The organism is Azorhizobium sp. AG788 (assembly GCF_943371865.1).
Lineage (GTDB): Bacteria > Pseudomonadota > Alphaproteobacteria > Rhizobiales > Xanthobacteraceae > Azorhizobium.
The window spans coordinates 144,847-160,034 of the sequence record NZ_CALRWL010000005.1 but is presented as its reverse complement, the minus strand read 5'-3'; the positions used below and the strand labels follow the sequence as shown (position 1 = coordinate 160,034).

Here is a 15,188-nt window from a genome sequence, read left to right as displayed (position 1 = left end):
CCGGACCGGTGCGGGCAGATCAGACGTGCTGGCCGCCGTTGATCATGATCTCGGTTCCGTTCAAATAGGACGAGGTCTCGGTGCACAGCACATAGATGATCTTGGCCACTTCGTCGGTGGTGCCGAGCCGCCGCAGCGGGATCTGCGCCACGATCTCGTCGGTGCCGGGCGAGAGGATGGCGGTGTCGATCTCGCCGGGGGCGATGGCATTCACCCGCACTCCGCGCTGGCCGAAATCGAACGCCATTTCCCGGGTCAGCGCCGCCAGCGCCGCCTTCGAGGTGCCATAGGCCGCACCGGCGAAGGGATGCACCCGCGCGCCGGCGATGGAGGTGACGTTCACCACCGAGCCCTTGGCCTTTTCCAGCTCATTGATCAGCCCGCGCGCCAGCATGATGGGCGCGAAGAAATTCACCTGGAACACCTGCATCCAGGTTTCCCGCGCGGTGTTGATGGTGCCGAGCCGCTCCCCGTCCTTGCCCTTGGGAGAGATGCCGGCATTGTTCACCAGCGCATGCAGCTCCCCATCGGGCAGCCGGCGCTTGATCTCTTCCACCGCCGCCAGGGTGTCGTCCGGGTCGGCGAGATCCACCTGGATATGATCCTCGGGGCCGGCCGCCCACGGGCACTGCTCCGGGAAGGCGTGGCGCGAGCAGGTGATGACCCGCCAGCCGGCGCTGGAGAAGCGCTTGACGGTGGCGTGGCCGATGCCCCGCGACGCTCCGGTGAGCAGCATGATGCGGGGCGGCGTGTTGGGAGCTGCGACCATAATGTCCTCGAAGCAGGGCGGGCGTCCGGCGTGGGGCAGCCCGCAGTCATTCCGGCAGGCACCACATTCGATGCCGGCCGGTCAAGGATCAGGGGTAGAGCCGGGTCTTGTCCCACGCCGCATCGGCGGCAGGGCGGGTGAAGACCACGCGGTCATGCAGGCGGAACGGGCGATCGTGCCAGAACTCCACCGCCACCGGCTTGATGCGATAGCCATTCCAGTGGGGCGGGCGCGGCACGGTGCTGACGCCGAAGCGCGCCGTGGTGCTGGCCACCGCCGCCTCCAGCGCGAACCGCCCTTCCAGTGGGCGCGACTGCTGGCTGGCCCAGGCGCCGATCTGCGACAGCCGCGGGCGGGTGGCGAAATAGGCGTCCGCTTCCTCGGCGCTCACCTGCTCCACCGGACCGCGCACCCGCACCTGGCGGCGCAGGCTCTTCCAGTGGAACACCAGCGCCGCCTTGGGCACGGCGGCCAGTTCCCGGCCCTTGTTGCTCTCGCCATTGGTGAAGAAGGTGAAGCCGCGGGCATCGAAGCCGTTGAGCAGCACCATGCGGGCATCGGGCATGCCGTCCGCATCCACCGTGGCCAGGGTCATGGCATTGGGATCGTTGATCTCGGAGGCCTTGGCCTCCGCCAGCCATTCGGAAAACAGCCGAAACGGCTCTTCCGCGGCGGTGAAATCACCAGACGTTAAGGGGTTCTGGGCTTCCATGGTGGAATCGGACATGACAGGAGCCACTCGCGTGTCGCCGCATTCGACCATCGCACGGCGCGGCCATAGGATCTGGCGCCCATATAGGCCGAATGGCGCCGCGCTGCCAGCGGCACGTTACGCGGTTGCAACGCTGTTGGCGTTATCCCTTGCGGGATGCGCCGGCACGGGCCTGCGCGATGATGACGCATTGGTCACCGGTTCCATCAAACCCCTGCCGGTGTCGCTGCCGGTGTCGCAAGGCGCCGCTCCCGCCGGAATTTCCGCCGGTGACTGGATCCAGGCGCGACTGGCGCTCGACCAGGCCCTGGCGGCCAAGGAAGCCGGGGCGAGCATTCCCTGGGACAACAAGGCCTCCGGGGCGCACGGTACCGCCACCCCGTTGGGGGCGGTGAAGGACAATAAGTGCCGGGATTTCCGCATCGGCGTGGTGGACAAGCTGGGCGAGCATTGGATCCAGGGCGAGGCCTGCACCGATGCGGGCGGGACCATTCTGTCGCAGGTGCGACTGCTGGGGCAGGCCTGAGCGCGGCGCCATGTGCCCCCCGGCGCCGACGGCCCCGAAACACCGGTTTGGCGATCCTGGCGCAAGCCTCGGGTGCGACACCAGAAATCGATAGGTCGGCAGACCGGCGACGCCAGCAATGGCCGGCGCCAGCGCCGGGTTCTATCGGCGGTCGCAGCGATGCGGCCCGGGGGGAGACGGGGCATGGGGGCGGAGCGGGGACCGGTTCGCGGACCGGGAAATTGGGGAGGGCTTGAGTTCTCCCGTTGCAATCGGGCAACATCGCACCACATGAAAGGCGCGGCCGGCCGATCAGCGCCGGCCTCGAGGTAATTTGCCCATGCGCGATCCTTACGACATCCTCGGCGTCGCGAAGACCGCCGACGAAGCCGAGATCAAGCGCGCCTTCCGGCGCCAGGCCAAGAAACTGCATCCCGACGCCAACGTGTCGGATCCCAAGGCACAGGATAAGTTCGCCGAATTGAACTCGGCCTATGAGATCCTGTCCGACAAGGACAAGCGCGGTCAGTTCGACCGTGGCGAGATCGACGGCGACGGCAAGCCGCGGATGCACGACTATGCCGGCTTCGGTGGCGCAGGCGCCCGGCCCGGCGCCCGCGGTTTCAGCGGCTTTGACGGCGACACGATTTTCGAGAGCTTCTCCTTCGGTCCCGAGGGCCAGCGTGGGCACACGCGGCGCGGCCGGCCGGAGAATTTTGACGACATCGGTGATATTTTCGGCTTCGGGCGCCAGAAGCGCGCAGCCGGCGGCGGGTTCACACCCAGAGCAGGGGCCGATGTGGAACTGACGCTGACCATCGATCTGGAAGAAGCCGCCCAGGGTGCCAGCAAGCGCTTCACGCTGCCCAGCGGCAAGCAGGTGGATCTGAAGATCGCCCCCGGCACCGCCGAGGGCCATCGCATGCGCCTCAAGGGCCAGGGCGAAGCCAGCGTGGAAGGCGGCGCGGCCGGCGATGCCTTCGTCACCATCACGTATGCCCCCCATGCCAAGTTCCGCCGCGACGGCGACGATCTGCGCACGGATCTGGCGGTGTCGCTGGAAGATGCGGTGCTGGGCGCCAAGGTGCGGGTGCCGACCCTGTCCGGCGCGGTGGAGTTGAACATCCCGGCCTGGACCTCCGGCGGGCGCACCTTCCGCCTGCGCGGCAAGGGCATGCCCAAGGCCGCGGGCGCCCATGGCGACCTGCTGGTGACCTTGACCATCGCCTTGCCGGAAACCCGCGATGCGGAGCTGGAAGCGCTGCTGCGCAAGCGGCGGGACGCCGCGGCGTCCTGAGCCGATAGAGCGTCGAATCCGACGCGATGCAGAAGGCCGTTGCCGGGAGTCCGGGGCCTTTTGCAGCGGCGTGTCCGTCGTCGGCTCACGTTTCTGCACGCTGTGATTGACCGAAAAGTGTCTCCAGACAGATCATTTGTGGGGCTGGGAAACTTGCATCCCATCCTAAGCCATGGTCTCTTCCGGAGGTACTTTTTTCCCGCCGTTTGCTGGTGTTGCCGTCCGGGGTGGCCATGACGAATTTGAATATCCAGTTGAGTGCTGGAATGCAGACGCTGCTGCAGACGGCAGCGACGACCCCGATCCCGGGTGTCACCGGCAACGGAATCAACGGCTACGCGGTCTATTTCGACAGCAGCGGTGCGCCGGTCTGGAGTCAGTTCGCCACCAACGGAAGCATCTCCAACGGCGGCCTCACGACCGTTCCGCTGCCCAGCAGCTTCAACGGCGGCAAGGTCTATATCCTGGTCCAGAGCGAAGGGACCAGCGCGCTCAGCCAGACGGCGCTCGAGACCGCCATCACGCAGCAATCGGATATCAACTGGGCCAACGCCCAGACGTATTCATTCCGCTACGACAGCTTCGAAGTGACGCTGACCGGTGGTGGCACGGCCGCCATCAACGATGTGGGCAATCTGACATCGGTGGAGGGCTTCGGCTTCCCGATGGGGTTGAGTATTACCTACTCGAATGGAACAACCGCCACGCGGGGCTATAGTAACCCGAGCTCCACAACCGGCGCGGGCGACAGCATCTTCACGCAAATCGCGGCCACGAGCTCATCCCAGACCGTGTACGGTTTTGCCGACGGCTCGACATTGCTCGCCGCGAGCTACAATCGCGCGGCCATCTCGCCGACCCAGGCTGTGGGGCTCGTGCCGGCCAATCCAGCCTATTCGGCTGATCAGTGGGCCAACTACATCACGTCGATGGAAACACCCCAAGCGGCCGATGTCACCATTACCGGCTTCTTCAATGGTGCGAAGGACGCAAACGGAATCTGGCATAACGGCGGTTTCTACAGCTATCAATTGCAGTGGAGCGCAGCGGACAACGTGTTCTGGTTGATGCCCACCGCGCAGAGCCAGATTACCGGATACATCAAAGTTACGCCGCAGGATCTGCAGAATAGCATTTACTCGACCTTGGGCAATATTCAGGTGTTCGAAAGCCTGCCGACGGCATCGAACCCGGTGACGCCTTATGTGATTGCCTACAATACCAACGACAGCGGAAATAATGCCGACATCAACACTGGTCTCAATAACCAGTGGGGCAAGGTGATGTCGCAATTTTTGACGGGATTTACCGCTGGATTTTATGGTGCGATCGGAACCCCAGAAAATTCGAACGTGAATGCGATCGATCTCAATAAAAACTACAACTGGGATCCACGCTATTCGTTCAATACGCACGTCACATATAATGAGGGGATCAGTCCCTTCAATGATGCCTATTCCAAGGTGTTTTTCTATAGCTCGAATTCATACGGCTCCGGCTATTCCGATAGCTTGATGAGCCAGTACAGTGTCGGCGGGCCGCTGATCTCGGTCTATGATCCGGGCAACGGCTCCACGGTCAGCCCGGGGGATGTGGCGACCATCAACCTGACCATCTATGCGGATAATGAGCAGACCACCGGTTATGTGACGCCGGTGATCTACAATTACCTGGCTCCCACCAGCGGCGCTCAATATTCCGCTCCGACCGTTCTCAATACCTCCACATCCGTGACCTTGAATTTTGCCAATTTGGGCATGATTCTGAGCGAATCTGTCCCGATTTATCTGGAAATTCTAACGGGATATAATGCTGGCGTGCCCGTGTGGGACACGGTGCAACTCTCTCAGGCGGGTTACAGCCCGTGGCAGGAATGGGTGGTTTCAGGCACAAGCGGAGCTTATAGTGCCACGGTCGCGCCAGGAACCGGCCAAACCGCCGGAAGCTTGGTCATCAGCTCGTTTCCGACCGCCGCTGCGGCGGCAGGCGCGAATACGACGTCCTGGTACCGGATCGTCGTCGGCGATACGCCGGAACTGACCAAGACCTACAACCTCTACATCACCACCAATTCCAGCGGCGAGTTCGTCAACGCCGCAAACAGCATCGCCATCGACGGGCTGGCCACCTTCGCACCCGGTGCGCTCTATAACGCCAGCGCGATGCAGACCTTCAGCATCAATTTCATGCCGAGTTCGACGCTCACCTTCGATCCGGCTTTCGTGACGCAGGTCGCGGACTCCAACTACTCCTCCGGCCTGCTTCCCTTTGCGCCGGTCGCCGGCACGCTCTCGTCCGGGGCCTTCAGCTATATCGCCGGCCAGACCGCCGTGGTGAACACCGCCAGCAGCGCCGCGGTCGGCGAGGGGGATGTGGTCTTCGGCTGGACCGGCGATAATCCGACCGCCAGATCCGCGATCGGCGGGGTCACCAACAAGACCATGGGCCTCAATGTGGCCTTGCTCAGCTTTTCGCAGACCGGCGGCGCGCAGCTGCCGACGATCAACCCGCTGGCGGTGGGATCAGATCTGGACGGCCAGTGGCAGAGCGCTGTCCAGAGTTTCGGCAACGGCACCTATAGCGTCACCATGCGGGAATACGCGCCGGGCGACACGACCTATGCCTCGCCGCTCTCGCCATCCAGCAGCACTCTCACTCTGACCGTCAATATGGCCTCGCTTGCGCTGCGCTCCTCGGCGCACGCGGGCGGCATCGAACTGGTGGCCGATGCCGCGGCGCCCGAGACGAAGGGCAACTGGATTCATTTCCAGTCGCTGACCGATGCCCTGCCGTCCTCAGCCACCTTGCTGCTCTATGCCACCAACGCCGCCGGGCAGATGATCGACTCCAGCGGCCAGGTGACCACCAATCTTCTCGATGCGGTGATCGGGCACGTCGGATCCGTGAAGTCCGATGCCGGGCAGATCCTGCTCGACGGCAGCCACTCGGTCCATCTCGGCGTGGGCGAGGAACTGCACTTCGCCATGCAGACCGGAGGCGGCACTCCGGTGCAGCTCGGCAATGCGAATGTGGTCACGCTTCCCGATGGCTCGCTCTCCATCGACGTCGGCGGCCTGCACCTCACCGCCACCACCAACAATACCCTCTCGTCCGATGAGCAACTGGCCAGCGCGGCGCGCACCTACGACATGCCGCTGGTCTATGCCGAGCACGGCGCCTCGTTGAAGGTGGATGTGGTGGGCAGCAGCGCCAATGTGAACACGCTGGGCTTCGTCCGCTTCGATATCGACGCGCGCACCGGAGCGATCAGCGTGGATGGCGTGGCCTATGGCAATACGGCCGATTTCGACGCCGCCGTGCGCAGTCATCTCGATCAGGGCTATCAGTCCAGCCAGGGCGGGGATTTCAACGCCTCGGCCGTGTGGACCGTGGCCGGCGGGGACGGCTTCTACGCGCCGGTTCTGCTCAATGCGAATGGCGACGTGTTCGTGGTCGGCACCGGCAATTCCGATGGGTCCGAGCACATCCGCTCGTACGGTTCCAATACCTACGGCTTCGAGGATCTCACCGCGGCGCAGGGGTCGGACTTCGACTACAACGACATGGTGATGAAGCTGAGCTTCCTGTCCCACCCGGTGGCGTGACCGGGGCGGCGCAAAAAAAGGCCCCGCTGATCGGCGGGGCCTTTTTTGTGGGAACCGGGGCCGATCCTCAGACCGCGATGCGGTCCACCACCGCATTGGGCTCGCGCAGCACATAGCCGCGGCCCCAGACGGTCTCGATGTAATTCTTGCCCGCCGAGGCGTTCGCCAGCTTCTTGCGCAGCTTGCAGATGAACACGTCGATGATCTTCAGTTCGGGCTCGTCCATGCCGCCATAGAGATGGTTGAGGAACATCTCCTTGGTGAGCGTGGTGCCCTTGCGGAGCGAGAGCAACTCCAGCATCTGGTATTCCTTGCCGGTCAGATGCACCCGCGCGCCATCCACTTCCACCGTCTTGGTGTCGAGGTTGACGATCAGGTCCGCGGTCTGGATCACCGACTGGGCATGGCCCTTGGAGCGCCGCACGATGGCGTGGATGCGCGCCACCATCTCGTCCTTGTGGAACGGCTTGGTGAGATAGTCATCCGCCCCGAAGCCGAAGCCCTTCACCTTGTCCTCGGTATTGGCGAGGCCGGAGAGGATCAGGATCGGAGTCTTGACCTTGGCGAGGCGCAGGCTGCGCAGCACCTCGAAGCCGGACATGTCCGGCAAGTTCAGATCCAGTAGGATGATGTCGTACTCGTACACCTTGCCGAGGTCGACGCCTTCTTCACCGAGATCCGTCGTGTAGACGTTGAAACTTTCCGACTTCAGCATCAATTCGATGCTTTGGGCCGTGGCACTGTCGTCCTCGATGAGCAAGACGCGCATGGCAATCCCTTTCCTCGCAACAACCCGAATGGCGGGGTGCCGCCCTTCGCGTGCTCGGCCGACGTGTGATTCGCGGTACGTGTGTAGAATCGATAACCGAAACTGATTCCGCAGGACAAGAGTCCCGGCGAAAAACTTTGTGCATCGGGACGAAGACTGAGTCTGCGCCTCGAAATTAAGTTGTTCGCATTAACCTACACCGTATCGGCACACCGCCCCTCGAGCCCTTGGAAAATCCGGATCGCCCGCCGACGACGCACGCTCCGAACCATGGGGTCATCATTAACGAAGGGGGTAAACGATTGGTTTCCAACCGGCGCCTTTCGTCGATTTTCGCCACAAACCGCGGCGGCGGTAAGAAAGGGGCAACCCTATATGCCCATTCTCCAGGCCGAGTGGAGCCGGGCGTCCGGTTTCAGCGTTCCCGCGTGTGTCTCGGAGTGTCGCGTTCATGAAATCCCGTGAGCCCCTGATCCGTGCCAAGAGGTTCAAGATCGACGATGCCCGGCGCCGTCTGGCCCAGATCGACACCATGGTCGGCGAGTTCGACCGCATGGCGTCCGAAATGGAGCGGGACATCGCCGCCGAGGAGCAGCGCTCCGGCATTACCGATCCGCGCCACTTTGCCTATCCCCCGCTGGCGGCCTCGGCGCGCCAGCGGCGCGAGAATTTGGTTCGCTCCGCCGACGACCTGCGCGTGCAGCGGGCAGAGGCCCTGGCTGCCGTCAATGAGGCCGAGGCCGAGCTTGTGCTCGCGGAAGCGGCCGGCGAGCGCGAGCGGGCCTGCGAGGGCGATGCCATCGAACGCCGGGCCGCCTGGCGACAGGGCGAACCCGCCCGCCTCTGAGCGTCCTGCTCGCGGCGCGTGCCGGATCTGTCCGGCAGCGGGTGGCGACAACGGTCGTCACGTCGTCTAGTTTCGGCGCAGGCTGCGGGCGGGCATCGGGTTCCAGGGTTGTGGCGCGGCGCCGATGTGTGGGCCACGATGTCAGCTTGGCGTCGCAGGCCCGCGGAGAGGCATTTGTGCCGCGCGCACTGGGGTGCCGGTGGCGTCTCATCGTTCCGCCGGCCTGTGCCGCACCAGGAGATCAGAGGTCCCGTGACCAGTCCAAGCCCGCTGGCCCCGTTGCTGAGCGCCATCGCCAAGGGAGATGTGGACGCGCTGGAGCGGCTGTATCGCCTCTCCAGTCCCAAGCTCTATGGCTTGGCGCTGCGCATCCTGCGCCGCCCCGAACTGGCTCAGGACGCACTGAAGGCCACCTATGTGCGCATCTGGCGCGACGCCAAGCGCATGCCCGCCGGCATGGATCCGCTGTGCTGGGTGGCCACCGTCGCCCGTGATAGCGCCCTGGATATTGCCCGCACCACGGAAGATGCGGGCGAGGCCTGGGAGCCGTTCGAGGTCGAGGAGCCCGCCGAGGATCCGCTGGCCCGCGACGGCCATTCGGACGATCTGCGGCGGTTCCTGGGGTGTCTGGGCAAATTGTCCGAAGAGCGGCGGCGGATGATCCTTCTGGCCTATTATGACGGCTGGAGCCGCGAGGCCCTGTCGGTCTATTTCGATGCCCCCATGCACACCGTGAACACCTGGCTGAAGCGCAGCGTGGTGGAGATTGACGAGCACCTCGCCCAATGACCGTCAATGAGGATGACCGCCAGTTCGTCGCGGAATATGTGCTTGGCACCTTGCCCGCTGCCCTGCGCATGATGGTGCGGGCACGGTTCGACGACGAGCCCGAGATCGCCAAGCTGGCGCAGATGTGGCAGCAGCGTCTGGCGCCGCTGCATGAACTGGCCGTTCCCATTGCCCCGCCCCGCGATCTCTGGCCGGACATCGCCGCCATCGTCGCGCCACCGGACTATACGCCGGCGGAACTGGCCAGCGGCAAGGCCGCCGCATCGGCGGCGCTGCCGGAATTCGCCATCCCCGCCTCGGAGCCCGAAGACGGGGATGCCGACGGGCCATCGTTCTCGAAGCCCGGCGCTGCCGCATCGTCCGTCCTGTCCGCCGGCCCTTCGGGATCGGTCGGCCGCGGCTGGAAACGGGGCGCCATCCTCCTGGGCGGAGCGCTGGTGGCAGTGGGCGGCACCTTCGGCTATCGGGAGTTCGACCGGGCGCAAGAGCAGCACTATCTGGCGTCGCTTCAAGATTCGCGCGCCGCCGCGGTGCTGGTGCGTCTCGATCCCCGCACCGGCGACGTGATCGTGCGCCCGCTGCTGGATCCGGCGCCCGACGACAAGACCTATCAGCTCTGGCTGGTGCCCGATGGCCAGCCGGCTCGCTCGCTGGGAACCTTCAAAGGCGCGTTCGGCGCAAAATCCGATGCGATCCGCAAGCTGGGCGTGAAGGGGGCCGCCAAGGCCATGCTGCAGGTGACTCTGGAACCGGAAGGCGGCTCACCCTTCGCCCCCACCGGCGACGTGCTGTATTCCGGGCGCCTGTTGCCGGAGTGAGGTGGCGAGGCTGACCTGGGCCGCGCGACTGGCCTTGAGCTTTCGCCTGATGCTCCGGCCTGGAGCTAACGCATCGCCGACGGCTGGATGGTCGTATCCAGCGGGGGCCCCGACCGATGCCGCCCCGGCGAGGGTGCGGCCACCACGCGATTGCGGCCACCGTCCTTCGCGGCGTAGAGCGCACGGTCGGCGGCATCGATCAGGGCATCGATGGTTTCTGGCGGCACATCATCGGGTTCGAATGTGGCAAGGCCGATGGCGACCGTCACCTGCGTCGGATGCCCTGCCACCGTGGCGAGGCGTTCCTGCGTCCGCACCCGCAGCCGCTCGGCGATGGCAACCGCGTCCAGCGTGCGGGCTCGGGGCAGGATGAAGCAGAATTCCTCTCCGCCATAGCGGCCGATCACATCGCCGGGCCGCAGGCTGGTGCGGGCCACCTGCGCGAAGGTCTCCAGCACAATGTCGCCTACGCGGTGGCCAAAGCGGTCATTGACCTGCTTGAAATGGTCGAGGTCCACCAGCAGGACCGACAGGGCGCGGCCTTGGGACGTGGCCTGAGCGAGCAGATCCTGGCCTCGGCGCAGCAGCGCGCGACGGTTGCTGAGGCCGGTGAGTTCGTCCGAGGAGGCAAGGCGATCCAGCACCATGAACAGCGCGCCGTAGTTGAGCCCGACGCCGCACACCACACTGATCATCAACGTCACCGAGATCTGCTCGGCGAGAGGTGCGGCGAAGAAAGCCGAAATCCCCATCACCGCCGCTACCAGCCGCGCCAGATGCAGCGCACTGAAGATCGACAGAAACAGAGCCACGCCCAGCCGGGAGAAGGCCGGGCCCGTTGGCGGAACCCGCGCCAGCCGCCAGGCCGATGCGCCCATCCATATGACGGTGACGAACGAAAATATCCCTCCCCGCACCATCGCGGATTTGCTCTGCATCATCAGCACAGCGGCGATGGCGGCGCTCGCGATCACGAGGGCGATCAGCCAACGGCTATTGCGGTCGCGGTCGAAGGCGCGCATGCCGAGATAGGTCATGCCGGTGCCCAGCAGGAAACAGAAATTCACGCCGGCAAACAGCGGCTGCGAGGCGCCGCCGGGCGTGGCCATGATGGCCAATCCCACGGCAAACGTCACATTGGTCGCCGCCCAGATCGCCAGCGATCCTTCGCTGCGCACATGCAGCCATGCCAGCCACTGGACGCATCCCATCACGACGCCCAGAGCCGAGGCCGTGACGATGATCGTCGTGGGGTCAAAAATCATGGTGGGTCGCAATCATTCGCGAAGCGGAAAGTCCGATCGCCAGCTTTAAATATTTACCACCATCCCAGTCAGGAGGGATTGCGGCAAGAGCCAATCCGGAGAAGCGCGCCGCCACCGCAGCACTGTGCGGGCGCGCCGCCGTTTCTGCCGCCGGGAGGCGGCTTGCAGGCTGAAGCGTGAGCGACCGTGAAGGCGGAAAGAGGGCACTTTTGGCGGCGATGGATTTCATGCCTCCGCAGGCCATGGCATAAGCTCTCACGGTGCCCGGACGCTCCCATGCGGCGCGCGGCCCGGAGCGGCAGGACACGGAGGGAGCGCGCGGCGCTCCGGAGGGGATAAGCGGACCTATGACCGTTGCCGTCGTCGTCGAACAGGCCGTCAAGCAGTTCGGTCCCCACAAGGCCCTGTCGGGCATTTCTCTGACTGTCGCACCGGGCGAACTGGTGGCGCTGCTGGGGCCATCGGGCTCGGGCAAGACCACCTTGCTGCGGATCATCGCCGGTCTGGAATCCCTGGATTCGGGCCGGGTGATCCTGGACGGCACCGATGCGTCCCATGTGCCGGTGCGGCACCGGGGCATCGGCTTCGTGTTCCAGCAATATGCGCTGTTCCGGCACATGAATGTCGCCGACAACGTCGCCTATGGCCTGCGCTCGCGGCCCCGCGCCACCCGGCCGGCGGAGGCGGATATCCGCGCCCGGGTCGCCGATCTGCTGTCCCTGGTGCAACTGGACGGGTATGGCGGGCGCTATCCGGCGCAATTGTCCGGCGGCCAGCGCCAGCGCGTGGCCTTGGCCCGCGCCCTGGCCATCGAGCCGAAGGTGCTGCTGCTGGACGAGCCGTTCGGTGCCCTGGATGCCCTGGTGCGCAAGGAGTTGCGGGCCTGGTTGCGGGACCTGCACGACCGCACCGGCCACACCACCTTGTTCGTCACCCATGACCAGGACGAGGCGCTGGAACTGGCGGATCGGGTGGTGGTGATGAGCCAAGGGCAGATCGAGCAGGTCGGCACGCCCGACGATGTCTATGACCGCCCGGCCACGCCGCGCGTGTTCGGCTTCATGGGCGAATCCAGCCAATTGGCGGTGCAGGTCCGTTCCGGTGTTGCAGAGGTGGGCGGCACCGAGGTGGCCAGCCCCCTGGCGCCGGTGCCCGATGGGGAGGGGCTGCTGTTCGTGCGGCCCCAGGACGTGGCCATAGGCCTTGCCGGAACGCCGGGGCTGGACGGGGTGGTGCGGGGCTTCCGCCGGCACGGCGCCATCCGCCGTCTGACGGTGGAAGTGGCGGGCGCGCAGGTGGAAGTGGACATCTCCCCCTCGGTCCACGCCGCCAACGGCACCAAGGTGGCGGTGCGCTTTCAGCGCGCCCGGCTGTTTCCCGCCACGGGCGGCGGGGTGGATTGCCGGCCGCCGGCCGCCCACCAGACCGGCGAATATGCCATCTGACCCCGGGCCGGTGCCCGTCGACGACGATGTGTTTCTGCCTTGCGAGGTGTTCTGCCCATGACTGCTCCCGTGACCGCTCCCCTGACCGATCCCTTGGCTCCCCGTCCGGTTGACCGCGCGCTCGATCCCGGTTTCCGTCACGGCCAGTCCACGGAGCCGAATTATTCCGGCGTCACCTCCTTCCTGCGCCGCCGCTATGCGCCCGATGGCGGCGGGGCCGAGGTGGTGGTCTGGGGGGTGCCGCTGGATGTGACGGTGTCCAACCGGCCGGGCACACGGTTCGGGCCGCGCGCCTTGCGGGCGGCGTCCGCCATTCTCGATGGCGATCCGCTCTATCCCTTCCATGCGGACCCGTTCGGACCGCTGGATGTGGCGGACGCGGGCGACGGGGTGTTCGACTATGGCCTGCCCGCAGGCATTCCCGCCGCCATCGAGGCCCAGGCGGCGCGGCACTATGCCCGCGGCGCCCATCTGGTCACGCTGGGCGGCGATCATTTCCTGACCTATCCGGTGCTCAAGGCGCTGGTGGCGCGCACCCGGGCGCCGGTGGCGCTGGTGCAGTTCGACGCCCATCAGGACACTTGGGACGACGACGGCAGCCGGGTGGACCACGGCACCATGATCACCCGCGCGGTCAAGGACGGCCTGATCCGGGTGGAGCGCTCGGTGCAGGTGGGCATCCGCACCCATGCGCCCAATGATTTCGGCATCGCCATCATCGACGGCTACAGCGCCGGCGAGATGGGGCCGCGGGCTCTCGCCGCCGCCATCACGGAGCGGGTCGGCGATGCGCCGGCCTATGTCACCTTCGACATCGATGCCCTGGATCCGGCCTTCGCGCCGGGCACCGGCACGCCGGTGTGCGGCGGGCTGAGCAGCCGCGAGGCGCTGGAGACGCTGCGCCGCTTGGGCGGGCTGGATCTCAAGGGGTTTGACGTGGTGGAGGTGTCGCCGCCCTACGACCATGCGGAGATCACCGCCCTGGCGGGCGCCTCGCTGGCGGCGTGCTATCTCGGCATCCTGGCGGGACGCAAGGCGGCGGGCGAACGCATCGCGCCCTGAGGCCGGCGGCGCGTTCAGCCGCGCGCCCGCCCGGTCCAGGCTTTCGCTTCCAGGCTATTGCGACTATTGCGCGGGGATTGCCTTGGCGCCGGACCCCGTGCGGACGGCGTTGCACATCCATTGGGAACGGCGCCATGCGGCTGACGCTTTATGCCTATCTGTTTCCCCTGGCGGCGCTGACGCTGGCCGTTCTCGGCCCGGTCTTCCATATCCCGTTCACCGGCTGGCTCGCGCTCGGGGAGACGGTGCTGCTGGTGGGCTGCTCGTTCGCCTGCGTGCACCACGCCGAATCCATCGCGAGCCGCATCGGCCAGCCGTTCGGCACCTTGGTGCTCACCCTCAGCGTGACGGTGATCGAGGTCTCGGTCCTGGTCGCCATGATGCTCAATGGCGAGAACAATCCGACCCTGGCCCGCGAGGCGGTGCTGTCCACGGTGATGTTCGTGTGCACCGGCATCGTCGGGGCCTGTCTGCTGCTCGGGGCGTTGCGGCATCGCGAACAGGAAGTGCGCCAGCAGGGGGTCAACGGCTATCTGTCGGTGATCATCGCCATCTCGGTGCTCTGCCTGCTGCTGCCGGACACCACCTTTTCCGGCCAGCGCGGCAGCTACAATCAGTTCCAGATCGCCTTCATCATGGCCGGCACCGTGCTGCTCTACGGCGCCTTCCTGTTCATGCAGACCGTCCGCCACCGCGACGACTTCCTGGCCGAGGAGAGCGAGGAGGCGGAGGACACGCGGCAGCGGCGGCTCCTGGTGCACATCCCGTGCCTGATCGCTGGCCTGGTGGGGGTGGTGGCGCTGTCCAGCGGCGTGGCCGCCGGCGTCGAGGAGGGATTGGACCGCCTGGGGCTGCGCGATCCCGATGCGGTGGTGGGCGCGGCGGTGGTGGCGCTGCTGCTGCTGCCGGAGACCATCACCGCCATTCGCGCCGCGCGCCGCAACCAGCTCCAGCGCAGCATCAACACCGCGCTCGGTTCGGCGCTGGCCACCATCGGCCTGACCATGCCCGCCATGGTCGCGGTGAGCGAACTGGTGGGCCGTCCGCTGATCCTGGGCATCGACCCGGAAGACCGCATCCAGCTGCTGCTGGTGCTGGTGCTGTCCATCGTCAGCTTCGGCACCGGGCGCACCAATCTGCTGAACGGCTTCGTCCATCTGGTGCTGTTCGCCATCTATGTGATGACGCTGTTCGTGCCGTGATCGGCTGCCGTCCCGGTCCCGTCCCCAAACTGCAGCCGGCATGGTGGAGGTTCGGGTGGACACTGGGCGGGCACGGTGGCATGTTCCGCCCGTCATCATGCGA

14 protein-coding genes are annotated in these 15,188 nt (G+C 65.9%); 9 read left to right on the top strand and 5 right to left on the bottom strand.

Translation table 11 applies throughout. The features are described from left to right. Nucleotides 1-19 precede the first annotated feature (19 nt). Together AAG816_RS05440 and pdxH are read right to left on the bottom strand one after the other, a co-directional pair. Nucleotides 20-736, bottom strand: coding sequence for an SDR family oxidoreductase (locus AAG816_RS05440; protein WP_341988542.1), 717 nt, complete (start codon nucleotides 734-736; stop codon nucleotides 20-22). Between the two features lie 121 nt (nucleotides 737-857). Beyond that, a complete protein-coding gene (pdxH, locus tag AAG816_RS05435; protein ID WP_341988520.1) occupies nucleotides 858-1,496 on the bottom strand; it encodes a pyridoxamine 5'-phosphate oxidase in 639 nt (212 codons plus the stop codon). Between the two features lie 121 nt (nucleotides 1,497-1,617). Here pdxH and AAG816_RS05430 point away from each other — a divergent pair, with 121 nt between their 5' ends. The 3 genes from AAG816_RS05430 (at nucleotide 1,618) to AAG816_RS05420 (ending at nucleotide 6,888) form a co-directional block, all read left to right on the top strand. After that, nucleotides 1,618-2,007 carry an RT0821/Lpp0805 family surface protein gene (locus AAG816_RS05430; RefSeq protein ID WP_341988519.1) on the top strand — a complete coding sequence of 130 codons (390 nt, stop codon included), beginning with the start codon at nucleotides 1,618-1,620 and terminating at the stop codon, nucleotides 2,005-2,007. A 319-nt stretch (nucleotides 2,008-2,326) separates the two neighbouring features. Beyond that, nucleotides 2,327-3,283: a J domain-containing protein gene (locus tag AAG816_RS05425; protein WP_341988518.1), complete on the top strand. Its 957-nt coding sequence runs from the start codon at nucleotides 2,327-2,329 to the stop codon at nucleotides 3,281-3,283. Between the two features lie 233 nt (nucleotides 3,284-3,516). Next, entirely contained in the window at nucleotides 3,517-6,888 is a 3,372-nt protein-coding gene (locus AAG816_RS05420) for a hypothetical protein (protein WP_341988517.1), read from the top strand. A 67-nt stretch (nucleotides 6,889-6,955) separates the two neighbouring features. Here the strand turns inward: AAG816_RS05420 and AAG816_RS05415 are convergent, their stop codons facing one another. After that, entirely contained in the window at nucleotides 6,956-7,657 is a 702-nt protein-coding gene (locus AAG816_RS05415) for a response regulator transcription factor (RefSeq protein ID WP_341988516.1), read from the bottom strand. A gap of 451 nt (nucleotides 7,658-8,108) precedes the next feature. Between AAG816_RS05415 and AAG816_RS05410 the strand changes: the two genes are divergently transcribed. The 3 genes from AAG816_RS05410 (at nucleotide 8,109) to AAG816_RS05400 (ending at nucleotide 10,111) form a co-directional block, all read left to right on the top strand. Beyond that, nucleotides 8,109-8,504 carry a flagellar export protein FliJ gene (locus AAG816_RS05410; RefSeq protein WP_341988515.1) on the top strand — a complete coding sequence of 132 codons (396 nt, stop codon included), beginning with the start codon at nucleotides 8,109-8,111 and terminating at the stop codon, nucleotides 8,502-8,504. Between the two features lie 252 nt (nucleotides 8,505-8,756). Beyond that, on the top strand, nucleotides 8,757-9,293 hold the full coding sequence (locus AAG816_RS05405) for a sigma factor (protein WP_341988514.1): 537 nt from the start codon (nucleotides 8,757-8,759) through the stop codon (nucleotides 9,291-9,293). Beyond that, nucleotides 9,290-10,111 carry an anti-sigma factor gene (locus tag AAG816_RS05400; RefSeq protein ID WP_341988513.1) on the top strand — a complete coding sequence of 274 codons (822 nt, stop codon included), beginning with the start codon at nucleotides 9,290-9,292 and terminating at the stop codon, nucleotides 10,109-10,111. Before AAG816_RS05405 ends, AAG816_RS05400 begins: the two co-directional genes overlap by 4 nt. 65 nt (nucleotides 10,112-10,176) lie before the next feature. Here AAG816_RS05400 and AAG816_RS05395 read toward each other — a convergent pair whose 3' ends face one another. Further along, complete coding sequence (locus AAG816_RS05395; RefSeq protein WP_341988512.1) at nucleotides 10,177-11,376, bottom strand: GGDEF domain-containing protein; 1,200 nt, start codon at nucleotides 11,374-11,376, stop codon at nucleotides 10,177-10,179. Then, the gene (locus AAG816_RS05390) at nucleotides 11,366-11,605 is read right to left on the bottom strand and encodes a hypothetical protein (RefSeq protein ID WP_341988511.1); all 240 of its coding nucleotides are present in this window, start codon (nucleotides 11,603-11,605) and stop codon (nucleotides 11,366-11,368) included. Before AAG816_RS05390 ends, AAG816_RS05395 begins: the two co-directional genes overlap by 11 nt. A gap of 118 nt (nucleotides 11,606-11,723) precedes the next feature. Here AAG816_RS05390 and AAG816_RS05385 point away from each other — a divergent pair, with 118 nt between their 5' ends. The 3 genes from AAG816_RS05385 (at nucleotide 11,724) to AAG816_RS05375 (ending at nucleotide 15,085) form a co-directional block, all read left to right on the top strand. After that, the gene (locus tag AAG816_RS05385; RefSeq protein WP_341988510.1) at nucleotides 11,724-12,821 is read left to right on the top strand and encodes a sulfate/molybdate ABC transporter ATP-binding protein; all 1,098 of its coding nucleotides are present in this window, start codon (nucleotides 11,724-11,726) and stop codon (nucleotides 12,819-12,821) included. Between the two features lie 57 nt (nucleotides 12,822-12,878). Continuing rightward, nucleotides 12,879-13,883 carry an agmatinase gene (speB, locus tag AAG816_RS05380; protein WP_341988509.1) on the top strand — a complete coding sequence of 335 codons (1,005 nt, stop codon included), beginning with the start codon at nucleotides 12,879-12,881 and terminating at the stop codon, nucleotides 13,881-13,883. Nucleotides 13,884-14,017: 134 nt separating this feature from the next. Continuing rightward, a complete protein-coding gene (locus tag AAG816_RS05375; RefSeq protein WP_341988508.1) occupies nucleotides 14,018-15,085 on the top strand; it encodes an ionic transporter in 1,068 nt (355 codons plus the stop codon). The last annotated feature ends 103 nt before the right edge of the window (nucleotides 15,086-15,188 follow it).

Bases quoted from the DNA above. Each gene is read 5' to 3' on its own strand.
- AAG816_RS05440 (WP_341988542.1), bottom strand. From the start codon at position 736: ATGCTGCTCACCGGAGCGTCGCGGGGCATCGGCCACGCCACCGTCAAG.
- pdxH (WP_341988520.1), bottom strand. From the start codon at position 1,496: ATGTCCGATTCCACCATGGAAGCCCAGAACCCCTTAACGTCTGGTGAT.
- AAG816_RS05425 (WP_341988518.1), top strand. From the start codon at position 2,327: ATGCGCGATCCTTACGACATCCTCGGCGTCGCGAAGACCGCCGACGAA.
- AAG816_RS05420 (WP_341988517.1), top strand. From the start codon at position 3,517: ATGACGAATTTGAATATCCAGTTGAGTGCTGGAATGCAGACGCTGCTG.
- AAG816_RS05415 (WP_341988516.1), bottom strand. From the start codon at position 7,657: ATGCGCGTCTTGCTCATCGAGGACGACAGTGCCACGGCCCAAAGCATC.
- AAG816_RS05410 (WP_341988515.1), top strand. From the start codon at position 8,109: ATGAAATCCCGTGAGCCCCTGATCCGTGCCAAGAGGTTCAAGATCGAC.
- AAG816_RS05400 (WP_341988513.1), top strand. From the start codon at position 9,290: ATGACCGTCAATGAGGATGACCGCCAGTTCGTCGCGGAATATGTGCTT.
- AAG816_RS05395 (WP_341988512.1), bottom strand. From the start codon at position 11,376: ATGATTTTTGACCCCACGACGATCATCGTCACGGCCTCGGCTCTGGGC.
- AAG816_RS05390 (WP_341988511.1), bottom strand. From the start codon at position 11,605: ATGAAATCCATCGCCGCCAAAAGTGCCCTCTTTCCGCCTTCACGGTCG.
- AAG816_RS05385 (WP_341988510.1), top strand. From the start codon at position 11,724: ATGACCGTTGCCGTCGTCGTCGAACAGGCCGTCAAGCAGTTCGGTCCC.
- speB (WP_341988509.1), top strand. From the start codon at position 12,879: ATGACTGCTCCCGTGACCGCTCCCCTGACCGATCCCTTGGCTCCCCGT.
- AAG816_RS05375 (WP_341988508.1), top strand. From the start codon at position 14,018: ATGCGGCTGACGCTTTATGCCTATCTGTTTCCCCTGGCGGCGCTGACG.